The sequence below is a fragment of the Streptomyces sp. NPDC059534 genome (assembly GCF_042743475.1).
Taxonomy (GTDB): Bacteria; Actinomycetota; Actinomycetes; order Streptomycetales; family Streptomycetaceae; genus Streptomyces.
In genome coordinates, this window is record NZ_JBHWAQ010000071.1 from 1 (window position 1) to 18,767 (window position 18,767).

The window sequence follows — 18,767 nt, forward strand, 5'->3', positions numbered from 1 at the left end:
GCCCCCTACCCTCCCCCCACGCCTCGCACGGCCCGCCCGATCGGGCCGGCCCTTCGAGGCATGGACGGAGGAACCGTCAGGACGCCCAGCCGTCGAGGGCGGAGAGGAACGCCGGCACGTCGTCCGCGATCCGTCCGCTCGCCGCGAACCTCCGTGACGGGAGTCCCTCGACGACCGTGCGCAGCGTCTCCCGCGTCTCCCGCACCACCGGCGAGAAGTCGAGCCGCAGCAGCCTCGCCATGGCGCCCAGTGTGCTGCCCGGCCCGGCGCCCAGGACCTGCCCGGCGCGGGTGTCGGCGGAGGCCGGGGCGTCGCCGTCCCGGTCCACGAAGACCACCAGGTCCACGGGGAGCGGCCGGTCCGGCGCCGGACCGGCCCCGGGACGCACCGGGAACAGGTACTCCCGGCCGCGGTGGTCCGCGGGCAGCCCGGCGGAGTGCCCGCCGACCGGCGTCCCGGTGACCCGCTCGATCAGCGCCCGGTCCTCCGGGTGCGCCCGGCACTCCCACGCGCCGCTCAGGAACAGCGGAACGACGGACCGGTCCGCGGTGACGAAGACCAGATCCTCCGCGATCACCCGCCAGCCGTGCGCGAAGGCCGCGAGTCCCAGGGTGCTCTTGCCCGACCCGGAGGCCCCGGCGAGCAGCACGGTGAACCCGTCGTCACGGGTGACGGCCACGCCGTGGACCAGGGCCACCCCGCCGTTCAGCATCAACGGGGCGATCAGCGCCGTCCGCGACAGCTTGCGCCGGAAGGACTCGTGGCTCGCGGAGACCTCCACGAGCGTGCGGGGCACGCCGTCGGGGCCGGGGACCTCGGGTGAGGCCGCGAGGAGACCGGCCGTGCCCGAGGCGTCCCGGGCCGGCCAGTGGATCCGGCGGACGTCCCCGCTCTCCGTGTACGAGGCCCAGGGCCCGCCGGCCACCGGCGGCGGCTCCCCGAAGGGCGGACGGTACGCGTCCACCGTCCGGACGCGCAGCCGGACCTCCGGGCCGCCGGAGGGGCCGGCGGACGCGTCGGTGGCCGAACCGCCGGACCCATCGGTGGCCGAACCGCCGGAAGGGCCGGTGGCCGGGCCGGTGGAGGGCCCGGCCCCGCGCCCCAGCGCCGCCGCGAGGACGTCGAGCCCCGCGACCGGGTCGACCGTGTCCCAGAAGGAGGCCGCGGCGCTCGGCCGGTGCGCGAACTCCCAGTCCACGAGCACCCGTTCGGAGGCCAGCCGCCCCGACCCGGAGGGTGCCGGGAGGCTCGCGGCGGTCGGGGCCGGGACGGTCGGGTCACTTGTCACGGTAGGCGGCCCGCCTGGCCATCGTGTGGAGCTCGTCGGACCAGTCCGGAGTCAGTGTCCCGCGGAGCGCGGCCCGCGCGGTCTCGATGCGCTCCGCGATGACCCGCTCCACCCGGTCGCGCACCCCGGTCCTGATGAGCACCTCGTGCAGCCGGTCGGGGTCCGCGCCCGCCAGGTCGTCCCCGACCAGTTCCCTGACCTCGGGTTCGTGGCGCAGGGCGATCGACATGAGCAGCGTCATCTTGTGCTGCTTGAAGTCCAGCTGGGAGGGCTTGCCGATGACGTCGGCGCTGCCGAACGCGTCCAGCAGGTCGTCCCGGAGCTGGAACGCCTCGCCGAGCGCGAGCCCGTACTCCTCGAAGACGGGGCGAAGCCCCCGCTCCCCGGCGAGCTCGGCGCCCATCGCCAGCGGCCGGTAGACGGTGTACCGGCCGGACTTGAACAGCGCGATCCAGCTGGAGAGTTCGGGGTCGGGTTCGAACCGGGCGGCCGCCCGCACGTCCAGGAACTGACCGATCATCAGCTCCGTGCACAGCTCGCCCCAGATGCGTCGGGCGTGCGGCGGGCAGTCGGCGAGCAGCCGCTCGGCGTACACCAGCGCGAGATCGCCCGCGAGGACGGCCACGCTCTCGCCGTACCGGCGCGGCTCGCCGCGCCAGTCGCGCTTCTGGTGCAGCGTCGAGTGCACGACGTGCGCGGTCGGCTCGTTGCGGCGCAGCCCCGAGTCGTCCATGACGTCGTCGTGCAGCAGCGCGAACGTGTGCAGCAGTTCCAGGGCCGCCGCCACGTCGACGATGACCTGTGCCTCCGGGTCACCGCCGCCGGCGAGATAACCGGCCACGCAGAATGCGGGACGAAGGCGCTTGCCCCCGCTGCCCACCATGCGGCTCACACAGTCGATCAGTTCGGCCGAATCCGCGTTGAGCGCCGCCCAGGAACGGCGCTCCTCGGCGAGGAATTCGTGAATGCGTCGCTCCACCCGCGCCAAGACGCGGTCGCGTGTTTCGCGGGCGGCGACATCAGTGAATTCTTGACTCACTGGAAAGGTAGTGGACATGCGGATCTCCTGATACCGGGTAGACCTCAACACGTTCTTTCTCGCACACCCGAGGGGCTTCGGGAAGAGGCAGCTTGGCGTACAGGCGCTGTCCAGAGGGGGTGGCGGTCCGCGGACTACCGTCCTGCGCAGTGTGCAGACGTTGTCTGCGGAGAAAACACCGACCTGATCGTTCTTGTGGTGCGCCGGGAATTGCCTGCCGCGCACCCGTAGGTGGATGGCGAGGAATCATGGACCTGTCTCAGTCTCTTGCCGACGGCGAGCAGCAGCTTCCGCTGACCGGGGCTCAGGCAGGCGTGTGGTTCGCGCAGGCCGTCGAACCCGACAGCCCGATCTTCCGCGCGGCGGAGTACCTGGAGATCCACGGGGCCCTGGACCCCGCCCTCTTCGAACGGGCGCTGCGCCGGATGACCGCCGAGGCGGACGCCCTGCACATCCGGTTCGTCGACACCGAGGACGGCCCCCGCCAGGTGCTCGGGACCGAGCCCGCGTGGACCCTGCGGACCGTCGACGTGTCCGGCGAGGCGGACCCGCACCGCGCCGCCGAGGAGTGGATGGGCCGCGACCTGCGCCGCCGGATCGACCTGACCGGCTCGCCGCTGTTCACGTACGCGCTCTTCAAGGCCGCGGAGGACCGCTGGTTCTGGTACCACGCCTACCACCACATCCTGCTCGACGGCGTCGGCGCCGCCCTCCTGGTCCGCCGCGTCGCCGAGGTCTACAGCGCGCTCGCCGCCGGCGCCGACGCCGGTCCCACCCCGTTCGCCTCGGTCCGTACCCTCCTCGCCGAGGACGCCGACTACCGCGCCTCCCGGGACCTCGCCGACGACCGGGAGTTCTGGCGCGGGCAGTACGCCGATCGGCCGGAGCCGGCCGCCCTGTCCCCGCGGCCGCTGAAGCCCTCCGCCGACTTCGTCCGGCGCAGCACCCCGCTGCCCCAGGACGTCCAGGAGGAGCTGGTCCGCGCGGCGGAGCGGGCCGGAGTCGCCCGCTCCCGCGTCGTCGTCGCCGCCACCGTCGCCTACATGCACCGGATGACCGGCCTCACCGACATCGTGCTCGGGCTGCCGGTCACCGCCCGCCCGGGGCCGAAGTCCCGCACCGCGCCCGGCATGGCCGCCAACGTGCTGCCGCTGCGGGTCGCCGTCGACGACGCCATGACCGTCGGCGAGCTCCTGGAGCACACCCGGGTCGCCCTGCGCGGTCTCGTCGCCCACCAGCGCTACCGCGGCGAGGAACTCCGTCGTGACCTCGGCCTGCCCAACGACCACCGGCGTTTCTTCGGGCCGCTGCTCAACGTCGTCCCCTTCGACTACGACCTGCGCTTCGGCGGACTGCGCGCCGACGCCCACAACATGTCGCTGCGGCTCATCGAGGACCTCGCCGTCTCGGTGTACGACCGGGGCGACGGCAGCGCCATCCGCGTCGACTTCGACGCGCACCCCGAGCTGTACGCCCCCGCCGAACTCGCCGACCACCAGGACCGCTACGTGCGGTTCATGGGCCGGATGGCCCGCGCGCTCCAGGAGCCCGGCACGGTCGTCGGCCGGATCGGACTGCTCGACGACGACGAACTCGCCGCCGCCGTCGCGCCCCCCGCGGAGCGGCCCGCCATCGAAGGCCCCACCCTCGCCGCGCTGTTCGAGCGCCAGGCGCTGGCCTCACCCGACGCGCCCGCCCTCGCCTTCGAGGACACCGTCCTCGACTACGCCGAACTGAACCGGCGCGCCAACCGGCTCGCCCGGCTGCTCGCCGCCCGCGGCGTCGGCCCCGAGGACCGGGTCGCGCTGCTGCTGCCGCGCTCGGCGGAGTTCGTCGTCGCGATCCTCGCCGTGGTCAAGGCGGGAGCCGCGTACGTGCCGGTCGATCCGGCCTATCCCGCCGCCCGCATCGCCCACATCCTCGGCGACGCCGCCCCCGCCCGCGTCCTCGTGGACGCCTCCACCGCCGCCGTCGCCGAGGCCGCCGGGCGCACCCCGCTCGCCCTCGACGACCCGGCCCTCCGGGACGAGCTGGCGGCCCTGCCCGACACCGACCTCGGCGACCGGGACCGCACCGGACCGCTGACCGCCGCGCACGCCGCGTACGTCATCTACACCTCCGGCTCGACCGGCCGCCCCAAGGGCGTCGTGGTCACCCACGCCGGCCTCCCCGCCCTCGCCGGCACCTTCATCCGGCGGCTCGGCGTCCGCCCCGGGGACAGGGTCCTCCAGTTCGCCTCCATGGGCTTCGACGCGATGGTGCCCGAGCTGTGCATGGGCCTGCTCTCCGGCGCCACCTTCGTCCTCGCCCCCGCCGACCGGCTGCTGCCCGGCGACCCGCTGGCCGCGTTCACCCGCGAGGCCGGGATCACCCACGCGATCCTGCCGCCGTCGTCGCTCGCCGTCATGGACCCCGCGACCGATCTGCCCCCGGGCATGACCATCCTCATCGCGGGCGAGGCCGCCGGCGAGGAACTGGTGTCCCGCTGGGCGCCCGGCCGGCTCTTCGTCAACGGCTACGGCCCCACCGAGACCACCGTCTGCGCCACCATGAGCGAGGCCCTCGACGGCACCCGCACACCCCCCATCGGCGACCCCGTCGCCGACACCCGGGTGTACGTCCTCGACAGCGCCCTGCTGCCGGTGCCGCCCGGCGTCACCGGCGAGCTGTACGTCGCCGGGCCCAGCCTCGCCCGCGGCTACCTCGGCCGCTCCGCGCTCACCGCCGAACGCTTCGTCGCCAACCCCTTCGGGTTCCCCGGCGAACGGATGTACCGCACCGGCGACCTGGTCCGTCAACTCGCCGACGGTTCGCTGGAGTTCGTCGGCCGCGCCGACGAACAGGTCAAGATCCGCGGCTACCGCGTCGAGCCCGCGGAGGCCGAGGCCGCGCTGCTGCGCCTGCCCGACGTGGCCCAGGCCGCGGTGACCGTGCGCCGGGACGCCGACGGGGCCCCCGCCCTCGCCGGCTACGTCGTACCCGCCGCGCCCGCCGACGGCCCCGGCCCCGACCCCACCGCCGTCCGGGAGGCCCTCGCCGAGGTCCTCCCCGGCTACCTCGTCCCCGCGACCGTCACCGTCGTCGACGCCATCCCCCTCACCCCCAACGGCAAGGTCGACCACAAGGCCCTGCCCAAGCCGGGGCCGGCCGCCGCCGGCACCGGCAGGGAACCGCGCGGCCCGCTCGAACACGCCCTCGCCGCGCTGTTCGCCGACGCCCTCGGCCACGACGCCGTCCTCGCCGACGACGACTTCTTCGCACTGGGCGGCCACTCCCTCATGGCCGCCCGGCTCGCCCGCCGGATCTCCGCCGAACTCGCCCTGGAATGCGGCGTCGAGGCCGTCTTCGCGGCCCCCACCGTCCGCCGGCTGGCCATCCGCCTCGAAGGCGCCACCGCCGAGCGCCCCGCGCTCACCCCCGTACCGCGCGACGGCGAACTCGCCCTCTCCTACGCCCAGCAGCGCCTGTGGTTCCTCGACCAGCTCGAAGGCCCCAGCGCCGCGTACAACGTCCCGCTCGTCCTCACCCTCACCGGCACGCTGGACCGGCCGGCCCTGGCGGCCGCGCTCGGCGACCTCGCCGACCGCCACGAGATCCTGCGCACCGTCTACCGCGAGACGGACGGCGTCGCCGCCCAGCACATCCTGCCCGCCGGCACCGCGCCCGCGCTCGACGAGCGCGCGGCGGGCGACGACACCCTCGACACGGAACTGTCCGACGCCGTTTCCCACCGCTTCGACCTCGCCGGTGAACCCCCGCTGCGCACCACCCTGTTCACCCTCGCCCCCGACCGGCACGTCCTGCTGATCCTGCTCCACCACATCGCCGCCGACGCCGGCTCCCTCGGCCCCCTGCTCGGCGACCTCACCGACGCCTACACCGCCCGCCGCGCCGGACACGCCCCCGAACAGGCCCCGCTCACCGTCCAGTACGCCGACTACGCGGCCTGGCAGCGCCGCGCCCTCGGCGACGAGACCGACCCCGGCAGCGCCGCCGCCCGCCAGATCGCCTTCTGGAAGCGGCAGCTCGACGGCCTGCCCGACCACCTCGACCTGCCCGCCGACCACCCCCGCGAGGCCACCACGTCCGCCCCCGCGGACCTGGTCACGCTCGACCTCGACGCGGACGCCCACCGCCGCCTCGCCACCCTCGCCCGCACCACCGGCACCAGCGTCTTCATGGTCGTCCAGGCCCTCGTCGCCACCCTGCTGACCCGCCACGGTGCCGGCACCGACCTCGCCATCGGCACCCCCGTCACCGGCCGCCCCGACGAGTGCCTCGACCCCCTCGTCGGCTTCTTCACCAACACCCTCGTGCTGCGCACCGACACCTCGGGCGACCCCACCTTCGCCGAGCTCCTCGCCCGCGTCCGGCAGAGCAACCTCGATGCCTACGCCCACCAGGAACTGCCCTTCGAGCGACTGGTCGAGGTGCTCAACCCGGTCCGCTCCACCTCCCGCCACCCGCTGTTCCAGGTCATGATCTCCATGGACAGCTCGGAGCGCGTCCTGCCCGCCGCCGACGGACTCGCCCTCGGCCTGATCGACGTGCCCACCGGCGCCGCCAAGTTCGACCTGTCGTTCAACGTCCGCGAGCACCGCGCCGCGGGCGGCGACGAGGCCGGCCTGCTGGTCGCCCTGGAGTTCCGCACCGATCTCCTCGACCGGACCACCGCGGACGCCCTCCTGGCCCGCTTCGCCCGCCTCGCCGACGCGGCGACGACCGCGCCCGGCACCCGCGTCGGCAGCGCCCCCCTCCTGTCGGACGAGGAGATCCACCGGCTCCTCGTCGAATGGAACGACACCTCCGCGCCCGAGACGATGACCGACGCCGTCGCCCGCATCCGTACCGTCGCCACCCGGCACCCCGACGCCGTCGCCGTCACCGACGACCACGGAGACGTCACCTACGCCGCGCTCGTCGACCGCGTCGACCGGCTCGCCGCCCGGCTCCGCGTCCGCGGCGCCCGGCCGGACACCGTCGTCGCCGTCCTCGCCGACCGGGGCGCCGCCGCCGTCACCGCCTTCCTCGGCATCCAGGCCGCCTCCGCCGCCTACCTGCCGCTGGACACCCGCGCCCCGCGCGAGCGGTCCGCGTCCCTGCTGACCGACGCCTCGGCCGTCTGGCTGCTCGCGGGCCCCGGACACGAGGAGGCGGCCGCCGCCCTCGTCGCCGGCGGCGACACCGGCACGCGGGCCCTGCCCGTGGACGACCCGGCCGACCCGGCCGACCCGGCGGACCCGGCCGACTCCGGCCCGGCCGACGACCAGCTCGCGTACGTCATCTTCACCTCCGGCTCCACCGGCCGCCCCAAGGGCGCGATGGTGCACCACCGGGGCATGAACAACCACCTGCTCGCCAAGGTCGACGACCTCGCCCTGACCGGCGCCGACACCGTCGTCCAGAACGCCCCCCTCACCTTCGACGTCTCCGTCTGGCAGATGATCGCCCCGCTGCTCACCGGCGGCCGCGTCCTCGCCGTGAACCAGCTCCTCGCCGCCGACCCGCTCGGCCTGTTCCGCCTCGTCGCCCACGACGGCGTCACCGTCCTGGAGGTCGTCCCCTCCCTGCTGCGCGCCGCCCTGGACACCTGGGACGAGGGCGCCGAGGTCCCCGCGCTGCCCGCCCTGCGCCACCTCGTCGTCACCGGCGAGGAACTGCCGGCGGACCTCTGCCGCCGCTGGTTCGCCCGCTTCCCCCACATCCCGATGACGAACGCGTACGGACCCACCGAGTGCTCCGACGACGTCACCCATGCCGTCATCACCCCCGACACCCTCGACGAGCGACGGATCACCGCCCCGATCGGCCGCGCCGTGCGCAACACGCGCCTGTACGTCCTCGGCGACGCACTGGAACTCGTCCCGCCCGGCACCCCCGGCGACCTGTACGTGGCGGGCGTCGGCGTCGGCCGCGGCTACCTCGGCGACCCCGACCGGACCGCCGCCGCGTTCCTCCCCGACCCGATCGCCGACGACGGCACCGTCATGTACCGCACCGGCGACCTGGTCCGCCACCGACCCGACGGCCAGCTGGAGTTCATCGGCCGCCGCGACGCCCAGGTGAAGATCCGCGGCCAGCGCATCGAACTCGGCGAGGTCGAGGCCCACCTGCGGGCCCAGGACGGCGTCACCGACGCCGCCGCCTCCGTCGTCCCCGGCCCCGGCGGACACCGCCACCTGGTCGGCTACGTCGTCGGCACCGACGACGTCCGCCGCCTCCGGGAAGCACTCGCCGCCGCGCTCCCCGAGCACCTCGTCCCCGCCGTGCTCGTCGCCCTGCCCGCCATGCCGCTCACCCCGAACGGCAAGACCGACCGCAAGGCCCTGCCCGCCCCCGACTTCACCACCGTCGAACGCCGCGCCCCGCGCACCCCGCAGGAGGAGATCCTCTGCGGCGTCTTCGCCGAGATGCTCGGCCTCGACCGGGTCGGCGTCGACGACGACTTCTTCGCCCTCGGCGGCCACTCGCTCCTCGCCACCCGTCTGATCGCCCGGATCCGCACCGCCCTCGACACGGACCTCGAGGTCGCCGCGCTCTTCGAGGCACCGACCGTCGCCGGCCTCGCCGGACGGCTCGCCGCCGCGGGACCCGCCCGCCCCGGCACCGCCCGCCGCGAACGCCCCGACGTGCTGCCGCTCTCGTACGCCCAGCGCGGCCTGTGGTTCCTCAACCGGATGGACCCCGCCGACGGCACCTACAACATCCCCCTCGTCCTGCGGCTCTCCGGCCCGCTCGACCACGACGCCCTGCGCCACGCCCTGGCCGACGTCGCCCACCGCCACGAGAGCCTGCGCACCGTCTTCCCCGAGACCGACGGCGTCCCCCGCCAGCTCGTCCTCGACCCCGAGCGGGCCCGCCCCCACCTCGACGTCGTCGACGCCGCCGGACACGACGCCGACGCACTCGTCGCCGAGGCGGTCGGCCGGGGCTTCGACATCACCCGCGAAGCCCCGCTGCGCGCCAGGCTCGTCGTCCTCGGCCCCGAGACCCACATCCTCGTCCTCGTCGTCCACCACATCGCCGGCGACGGCTGGTCCACCGCGCCCCTCGCCCGCGACCTCAGCGTCGCCTACGCCGCCGCCCTCGAAGGCCGGGCCCCGGCCTGGACCCCGCTGCCCGCGCAGTACGCCGACCACACCCTGTGGCAGCGCGACCGGCTCGGCGACGAGAGCGACCCCGACAGCGTCATCTCCGGCCAGATCGCCTACTGGAAGCAGGCCCTGGCCGACCTCCCCGAGGAACTCGCGCTCCCCACCGACCGGCCCCGCCCCGCCCTGCCCAGCCACCGCGGCGGCCTCGTCCCCTTCAACCTCGGCCCCGACACACACCGCGCGCTGCTGCGCCTCGCCCGCCACCACGGCGTCACCGCCTTCATGGTGCTGCACGCCGCGCTCGCCGCACTCCTCACCCGGCTCGGCGCCGGCACCGACATCCCCATCGGCGGCTCGGTCATCGGCCGCGACGACGAGGTGCTCGACGACGTCGTCGGATTCTTCGTCAACTCCCTGGTGCTGCGCACCGACACCTCCGGCGACCCCACCTTCGCCGAGCTCCTCGCGCGCACCCGGACGGCCGACATCGCCGCCTTCGCCCACCAGGACCTGCCGTTCGAACGGCTCGTGGAGGCGCTCAACCCGCGCCGCGCACTCAACCGCCACCCGCTGTTCCAGATCAAGATCGTCCTGCAGAACCTGGACCGCCCCGAGGTCGACTTCCCCGGCCTGCGCGCCGACGTCACCCGCGTCGACCCCGACATGGCCAAGTTCGACCTGCTCCTGTCCGTCGCCGAACGGTACGACGAACACGGCGAACCGCAGGGCATCGAGGCCGCGGCCGGCTACTCCGCCGACCTGTTCGACCGCCCCACCGTCGAGGCGCTCGCCGGCCGCTTCGTCCGGCTCCTCGAATCCGCCCTGAGCGACCCCGACCGCCCGCTCGCCCGGCTCGCCGTCATGGACGGCGGCGAACGGCACGACCTGCTGACCGGCCGCAACACCACCGCGCAGGCGACCCCGGACGCCACCCTCCCGCAGCTCTTCGAGGCCCAGGCCGCCGCCACCCCGGACGCCCCCGCCGTCGTCCACGGTGCCCGGGAGATCAGCTACGCCGGGCTCAACGAGCGCGCGAACCGCCTCGCCCACCTCCTGCTGGAGAGCGGCGCGGGCCAGGACACGCTGGTCGCCCTCGCCCTGCCCCGGTCCGCCACCGCCGTCGAGGCGATGCTCGCCGTCGGCAAGGCCGGCGCCGCCTACCTGCCACTCGACCCGGAACACCCCGGCGAGCGCGTCACCCGGCTGCTCGCCGACGCCCGCCCCGTCCTCCTGCTCACCACCACCGCGACCCTGGAGGCCGCCCCGCACCTGGCCGCCGCCGACGCCCGGGTCCTCGTCCTGGACGCCCCCGACGTCGCCGACGCGCTCACCCGCGCCCGTACCGACGACCCGGCCGACCACGACCGGACCGCACCCGCCACGCCCCTCGACGCCGCGTACGTCGTCTACACCTCCGGCTCCACCGGCACCCCCAAGGGCGTCGTCGTCGAGCAGCGGGCCCTGGTGGACTACGTGGTGCGCTGCGCCGCCGAGTACCCCGGTCTCAGCGGCCGCACCCTGCTCCACTCGCCGCTCTCCTTCGACCTGGGCCTCACCACCCTGTACGGCACCCTGCTCGCCGGCGGCTGCCTGTACGTCGGGGACCTCGACGAGACCCTCGACGTCCCCGGCGGCCTCACCTTCCTCAAGGCCACCCCGAGCCACCTGCCCCTCCTGGACACGCTGCCCGACGAACTCTCGCCCACCGTCGAACTGATGACCGGCGGCGAGGCCCTGCACGCCGAACAGCTCGCCGCCTGGCGCGCCCGCCATCCGCGGGTCGACGTCGTCAACCACTACGGCCCCACCGAGACCACCGTCGGCGTCCTCGACCATCGCGTCCCGGCCGGCGCCCCGCTGTCCGCCGGACCGGTCCCGCTCGGCCGCCCCATGTGGAACACCCGCGCCTACGTCCTCGACGCAACCCTGCTGCCCGTGCCCGACGGCGTCACCGGCGAGCTGTACATCGCCGGAACCGGGCTCGCCCGCGGCTACCTCGGCCGCCCCGGCGGCACCGCCGAGCGGTTCGTCGCCGACCCCTTCGGCCCGACCGGCTCCCGCATGTACCGCACCGGAGACCGGGTCCGCTGGAACTCCGCCGGCGTCCTGGAGTACGTCGGCCGCGCCGACCACCAGGTCAAGGTCCGCGGCTTCCGGATCGAACTCGGCGAGGTCGAGGCCGCCCTGCTGTCCTTCCCCGGCGTCCGCCAGGCCCTGCCCCTGGTCCGCGAGGACCAGCCGGACGACAAGCGGCTCACCGCCTACGTCGTCCCCGGCCCCGGTGCGCGCGTCCTGCCCGAGCGGATCCGCGACCACGTCGCCGCCCGGCTGCCCGAGTACATGACGCCCACCGCCGTGGTGGTCCTCGACGAACTCCCGCTCACCGCCAACGGCAAGGTCGACCGGGCCGCGCTGCCCGCCCCCGAGGGCCTCGGCGCCCCGGTGACCCGCGCCCCGCGCACCCCCGAGGAGGAGATCCTCGCCGGCCTGTTCGCCGACGTGCTCGGCGTCGCACGCGTCGGCGTCGACGACGACTTCTTCGCCCTCGGCGGCCACTCCCTGCTCGCGATGCGGCTGCTCAGCCGCATCGCCTCCACCCTCGGCGTCCGCGTCGGCGTCAAGGCACTCTTCGACGCCCCGACCGTCGCCGGCGTCGCCGCCCGGCTCACCGCCCCCGGCGAGACCCGCCCCGCGCTCGTCCCCGCAGACCGAGGCGACCGCGTCCCGCTGTCCTTCGCCCAGACCCGGCTGTGGTTCCTCAACCGGCTCGAAGGACCCAACGCCACCTACAACGTCCCCCTCGTGCTCCGCCTCTCCGGCGCGCTCGACCGGTCCGCCCTGCGTGCCGCGCTCCGCGACGTCACCGACCGCCACGAGAGCCTGCGCACCGTCTTCCCCGAGACCGACGGCGTCCCCAGCCAGTACGTGCTCGGCCCGGTCGAGGGCGCCGCCGCCCTGGACGAACGTCACGTCGCCGCGACGGAGCTCCCGCAGGCGATCACCGACACCGTCCTCGGCGGCTTCGACCTGACCGTCCAGCCGCCCCTGCGGGCCCGCCTGCTCACCACGGACGCCCCCGACACCGCCGTCCTCGTCCTCGTCACCCACCACATCGCCAGCGACGGCTGGTCCCTCACCCCGCTCCTCGCCGACCTGTCCCGGGCCTACACCGCCCGCACCCGCGCCACCGCCCCCGACTGGCAGCCGCTGCCCGTCCAGTACGCCGACTTCACCCTGTGGCAGCGCGCCGTCATGGGCGACGAGAACGACCCGGACAGCCGGCTCACACGACAGCTCGACCACTGGGCGGCCACCCTCGACGGCCTGCCCGAGGAACTCGACCTGCCCACCGACCGGCCCCGCCCCGGCATCGCCACCTACCGCGGCGACAACGTGCCGCTGGAGCTCGGTGCCGACACCCACGCCGCGCTCGCCACGCTCGCCCGCGCCCACGGCGTCAGCCTCTTCATGGTGCTCCAGGCCGGCCTGGCCGCCCTGCTGACCCGGCTCGGCGCCGGCGGCGACATCCCCATCGGCACGCCCATCGCGGGCCGCACCGACGACGCCCTCGACGACCTGGTCGGCTTCTTCGTCAACACCCTCGTGCTGCGCACCGACACCTCGGGCGACCCCACCTTCCGCGAACTGCTCGCCCGGGTCCGGGAGACCGACCTCGCCGCGTACACCCACCAGGAGCTGCCGTTCGAGCGCCTGGTGGAAGAGCTCAACCCGGTCCGGTCACTGGCCCGTCACCCGCTCTTCCAGATCATGCTCATCCTGCACAACACCACCCGACCCGAGATCGACCTGCCCGGACTGCGCATCGAGGTCGAGGGCGCGGACGCCCCCGTCGCCAAGTTCGACCTCTCCGTCAGCCTCTGGGAGCGGCACACCGACGACGGCGCGGCCGACGGCATCCTCGGCCGGATCGAGTACGCCCTCGACCTGTTCGACCGGTCCACCGCCGAAGCGGTCGCCGCCCGCCTCCAGCGGCTGCTGACCGCCGCCGCGCAGGACCCGGAGCTGCCGCTCAGCGGCCTCACCGTCCTCGCCGACGAGGAACTCCACGACCTGCTCGTCGTCCGCAACGACACCGACCACCCGCGGCCCGAGGCGTCCCTGCCCGAACTGTTCCGCGAGCAGGCGGCCCGCACCCCCGGCGCCACCGCGCTCGTCCGCGGCGACCTCGTCCTGAGCTACGCCGAGCTCGACGAGCGCTCCGACCGGCTCGCCCACGCCCTGGCCGGGCACGGCGCCCGCCCCGAGGACCGCGTCGCGCTCCTCCTCGCCGACCGGGCCGCCCACGTCGTGGCGACCCTGGCCGTCGCCAAGGCCGGTGCGGTCTACGTACCGCTGGACCCGCGCAGCCCCGAGGCCCGCACCCGGCAGATCCTCGACGGCACCGCGGCCGTCCTGGTCCTCGCCGACGCGACCACCGCCGCACGCGTCCCCGACGGCACGGCACCCGTCCTCCTCGTCGACGACGGACTCCCGTCGGCCGACGCGCCCGGCACCGGACTCCCGCCGGCCGAATCGTCCGGCACCGGACTGCCCGTCACCCGCCCCGACCAGCTCGCGTACGTCATGTACACCTCCGGCTCCACCGGTGAGCCGAAGGGCGTCGCCGTCACCCACCGCAACGTCGCCGGGCTCGCCCGCGACCGCTACTGGGGACACGGTGCCGACGACCGGGTGCTGATGCACTCGCCGCCGTCCTTCGACGCCTCCACGTACGAGCTGTGGGGCCCCCTCCTCAGCGGCGCCCGGATCGTCGCCGGCGACGGCGACGCCACCGACATCGCCTCGCTGGCCGCCACCATGACCCGGCACCGCGTCACCGTCGGCCTCTTCAGCGAGGGCGTGTTCCGGCTGCTCGCCGAGAACCACGCGGACGCCTTCCGGGACCTGCGCGACATCTACGTCGGCGGTGACACGGCCTCGGCGACCGCCGTCCGCAAGGTCCTGGAGCAGACCGCGGGGGCCCGCCTCACCAACAGCTACGGCCCCACCGAGACGACCCTGTGCGTCGTCCACCACGCCCTCACCGAGGAGGACGTCGCCCGCAACTCGTTCCCCATCGGCCGCCCGCTCGACAACACCCGCGTCCATGTCCTCGACGACCGCATGCGGCCGGTCCCGGACGGCGTCACCGGCGAACTGTACGTCGCGGGCGAGGGCCTGGCCCGCGGCTACCTCGGCCGCCCCGGCCTCACCGCCGAACGGTTCGTCGCCGACCCCTTCGGAGCCCCCGGCGCCCGCATGTACCGCACCGGCGACCGGGTCCGCTGGCGCGCCGACGGCACCCTGGAGTTCGCCGGGCGGGCCGACGCCCAGGTCAAGGTACGCGGCTTCCGCATCGAACTCGGCGAGGTCGAGGCCGCTGTCGCCGCCCACCCCGCCGTCGCCCAGACCGTCGTCGTCGTCCGCGAGGACCGGCCCGGCGACAAGCGCCTGGTCGCCTACGCCGTCCCGGCGGCCGGCGCCGCCCTCGAAGCCGACGCCCTGCGCGTCCACGTCGCGGCCCGGCTGCCCGACTACATGACGCCCGCCGCGTTCGTCGAACTGGCGGCGCTGCCCCTCACCCGCACCGGCAAGCTGGACCGCAAGGCCCTGCCCGCCCCGCGGTACGCGGGCGGCGGCGGACGCGCCCCCCGCAACGAACGCGAACAGCTGCTGTGCGCGCTCTTCGCCGACCTGCTCGGCGTGACCGAGGTCGCCGTCGACGACAACTTCTTCGCCATGGGCGGCGACAGCATCGTCTCCATCCAGCTCGTCAGCCGCGCCCGGCAGGCGGGGCTCGTCCTCACCCCGCGCGACATCTTCCAGCACCAGACCGTCGAGGCCCTCGCCCTCGCCGCGACCGCCCCCGGCCCGGACAGCGGGGCGGCACCGGACGACGGCACCGGAACCGTGCCCGCCACCCCCATCATGGAATGGCTGCGCGGACTCGGCGGCCCCGTCGAGGGCTTCAACCAGTCCGTCCTGCTGCGCACCCCGCCCGGCCTCGGCGAACCCGCGCTCGTCACCGCCGTCCAGGCCGTCCTCGACGGACACGACCTGCTCCGCGCACGCCTCGACCGGACCGGGGACGGACCCTGGACCCTGGACGTCCCGCCGGCCGGAAAGACCGACGCCGCCGACCGCGTCAGCCGGGTCGACATCAGCGCCGTCCCCGACGACGCGCTCGCCCCGCTCCTCACCGAGCGGGCCGAGACCGCGCGACGCGCGCTCGATCCCGACCGGGGCGTCATGCTGCGGGCCGTCTGGTTCGACGCCGGCCCCGAGCGCGCCGGCCGCCTCCTGGTCATCGCCCACCACCTCGTCGTCGACGGCGTGTCCTGGCGCGTCCTCGTCCCCGAACTCATGACCTGCTGGACCGACGCGCAGGCAGGGCGGGAGCCCGGAGTCGAGCCCGCCCGCACCTCCTTCCGCACCTGGGCCCGGCACCTCGCCGAGCACGCGCTCACCGGCGCCGCCGAAGCCCAGCTCCCGCTGTGGGAGCGGATGACCGCGGAGGCCGACCCCCGTCTCGCCGACCGCCCGCTCGACCCGGCGGTGGACACCCACGTCACCACCCGCAGGACCGCCCGGACCCTCCCCGCGGACCGCACCGAGGCACTGCTGACCGCCGTGCCCGCGGCCACCGGCGCCGGCCCCGACGAGATCCTCCTCACCGGGCTCGCGCTGGCCCTCGCCGAATGGCGCCGAGGCCGCCGGCGCGGTGTCCTGGGCGGCGGCGGAGCCGTCCTGCTCGACGTCGAGGGCCACGGCCGCACCGACGACGGCGGCGCCGAACTCTCCCGTACCGTCGGCTGGTTCACCGCCATGCACCCGCTGCGTCTCGACCCGGGCGTCAGGTGGCACGAGGTCCGGGACGGCGCCACGGCCGCCGGGGAGGCGCTGCGCCGGGTGACCGGCCAGATCCGCGCGATCCCCGCCAAGGGCGCCGGATACGGCCTGCTCCGCCACCTCAACCCGCGTACGGCGGAGATCCTCCGCGACGGCGCCACCCCGCAGATCGGCTTCAACTACCTGGGCCGTGTCCGCACCGACCACACCGCGGGACCCGCCGACTGGGGCGCCGCGCCCGAGGACGTACGCGTCGCCCCGACCGATCCGGACCTTCCGTTCGCCCACGGCCTGGAGGTGAACGCGGTCACCCACGACCGCCCCTCGGGACCCGAACTGAGCGTGACGTGGACCTGGCCCGGCGGCCTCTTCGACGACGCCGACGTCGACGCCCTCACCGGCCTCTGGTTCGAGGCCCTCGACGCCCTCACGCGGTACGCCACCGCACACACCGCCCCCGACGGGGGCGCCGCCCGCACCCTGACGACATCCGAACTCTCCCTGGTGGACCTGGACCAGGACGAGATCGACGAGCTCGAGGCCGACCTGGCCGACCTGGAGGATCTGACGTGACGCACACCAGCCGACCGGCCCGCAAGCCGTCCGGACTCGAGGGCGTGCTGCCCCTGTCCCCCCTGCAGGAAGGTCTCCTGTTCCACTCCCTCCTCGACGACGGCGAAGGCCCCGACGTCTACGCCGTCCAGCTCGCCGTCGACCTGGAGGGACCCCTCGACGCGGCCCGGCTCAAGGGCGCGATGGCCGCCCTGCTCCGCCGCCACGCCAACCTGCGGGCCGGATTCCGCTCCGTACGCTCCGGAAAGCCCGTGCAGTTCGTCCTCCGCGAGGTCGACCTGCCCTGGCGCGAGGCGGACCTCACCCACCTGTCCGCCGCCGAGCGCGACGCCGAACTCGTCCGGCTCGCCGACCAGGACCGCGCCGAGCGCTTCGATCTGGCCCAGCCGCCGCTGATCCGCTGCCTGCTGATCCGCCACGAGGACGCCCGGCACCGGCTCGTCGTCACCAACCACCACATCCTGCTCGACGGCTGGTCCATGCCCGTCGTCCTGCGGGAGCTGTTCACCGTGTACGAGCGGGGAGCGGACGCCCTGCCGCCCGTCACCCCGTACAAGAACTACCTCCAGTGGCTGGCCGCCCAGGACCGGACCGCGACCGAACAGGTCTGGCGGCGCACCCTCGCCGGCGTCGAGGAGGCCACCCGCCTCGCCCCCGCCGACGCCGGCCGCGAGGCCCGCATGCCGGAGCGCGTCGAGACCCTGCTCCCCGCCGACCTCGGGGACGGCATCGCCGAGCTCGCCGCCTCCGGCGCGGTCACCCTCAACACCGTCGTCCAGCTCGCCTGGGCCGTCGTCCTGGGCCGCCTCACCGGCCGCGACGACGTCGTGTTCGGCACGACCGTGGCCGGTCGCCCGGCCGAGGTGCCCGGCGTCGAGTCCATGGTCGGCCTCTTCATCAACACCGTCCCCGTCCGGGTCTCCCTCGACCAGGACGAGCCGTGGACCAAGGCACTCGTCCGGGTCCAGAACGAGCAGTCCGACCTGGGCCCGCACCAGCACCTCGGCCTCGCCGACATCCAGGCGCTCGCCGGCATCGGCGAACTCTTCGACACCACCGTGCTGGTGGAGAACTACCCCGTGGACCCCGCCGCCGAAGGCGCCCGGCTGGACTCCGGCCTCCGCCTCGTCGGCGCCCAGGGCCGGGACGCCACCCACTACCCACTGACCCTCGTCGTCTCCCGTACCGCGGCCGGCGTGCGGCTGCGCGTCGACTACCGGTCCGACCTCTTCGACCGTCCGCAGGCGGAACGGATCCTGGGACGCCTGGAGCGCGTGCTGCGTGCGGCGGTCATGGACGCGGACGAGCCGGTGGGCGCGGTCGACGTCCTCGAATCCGCTGAGCGTGAGCGGCTGTTGGGCGGCTGGGACGCGTCGGGTGTGGTGGTGCCGGTGGGTGTGGTGCCGGTGTGGTTCGCGGAGCGTGCGGTGGCGTCTCCGGAGGCGTCGGCGGTGGTGTGTGGTGATGTGGGGTTGTCGTATGGGGAGTTGTGGTCCCGTGCGGTGGGTGTGGCGAACGCGCTGACGGGTGTCGGTGTGGGTCGTGGTTCGGTGGTGGCGTTGGCGGTGCCGCGTTCGGTGGACGCGGTGGTGGCGATGCTGGGTGTGGGTCTGGCGGGCGGTGCTTTCCTGCCGGTGGACCTGGACTTCCCGGCCGACCGGATCGCCTACATCCTCTCCGACGCCCGTCCGGCGGCCGTGCTCACCACCCCGGACGCCACGACCGGACTGCCGGACGGCGTCGACGCGCCGGTCCTGCTCCTCGACGAGACGACCCCCGCCGCCGCACTGGTGACGGAGCGTGAGATATCGGCGTCGGATGCGGCGTACGTGCTGTACACGTCGGGTTCGACGGGCCGTCCGAAGGGTGTGGTGGTTCCGCATGGTGCGTTGAGCAACTTCTTGTGGTCGATGGGTTCGCAGGT

4 protein-coding genes are annotated in these 18,767 nt (G+C 74.8%); 2 read left to right on the forward strand and 2 right to left on the reverse strand.

Annotated elements, in window-relative coordinates:
• Positions 1 to 76: 76 nt before the first annotated feature.
• Together ACFVZH_RS38345 and ACFVZH_RS38350 are read right to left on the reverse strand one after the other, a co-directional pair.
• A complete protein-coding gene (locus ACFVZH_RS38345) occupies positions 77 to 1,288 on the reverse strand; it encodes a hypothetical protein (RefSeq protein ID WP_384904991.1) in 1,212 nt (403 codons plus the stop codon).
• Complete coding sequence (locus ACFVZH_RS38350; protein WP_384904993.1) at positions 1,278 to 2,267, reverse strand: polyprenyl synthetase family protein; 990 nt, start codon at positions 2,265 to 2,267, stop codon at positions 1,278 to 1,280. Before ACFVZH_RS38350 ends, ACFVZH_RS38345 begins: the two co-directional genes overlap by 11 nt.
• 308 nt (positions 2,268 to 2,575) lie before the next feature.
• On the opposite strand from ACFVZH_RS38350, the gene ACFVZH_RS38355 reads away from it, so the two are divergent.
• Positions 2,576 to 16,843, forward strand: a complete 14,268-nt coding sequence (locus ACFVZH_RS38355) for an amino acid adenylation domain-containing protein (protein WP_384904995.1) — start codon at positions 2,576 to 2,578, stop codon at positions 16,841 to 16,843.
• A partial coding sequence (locus ACFVZH_RS38360; RefSeq protein ID WP_384904997.1) for a condensation domain-containing protein occupies positions 16,840 to 18,767 on the forward strand: 1,928 nt, incomplete at its 3' end. The genes ACFVZH_RS38355 and ACFVZH_RS38360, both read left to right, overlap by 4 nt.

Bases quoted from the DNA above. Each gene is read 5' to 3' on its own strand.
- ACFVZH_RS38355 (WP_384904995.1), top strand. From the start codon at position 2,576: ATGGACCTGTCTCAGTCTCTTGCCGACGGCGAGCAGCAGCTTCCGCTG.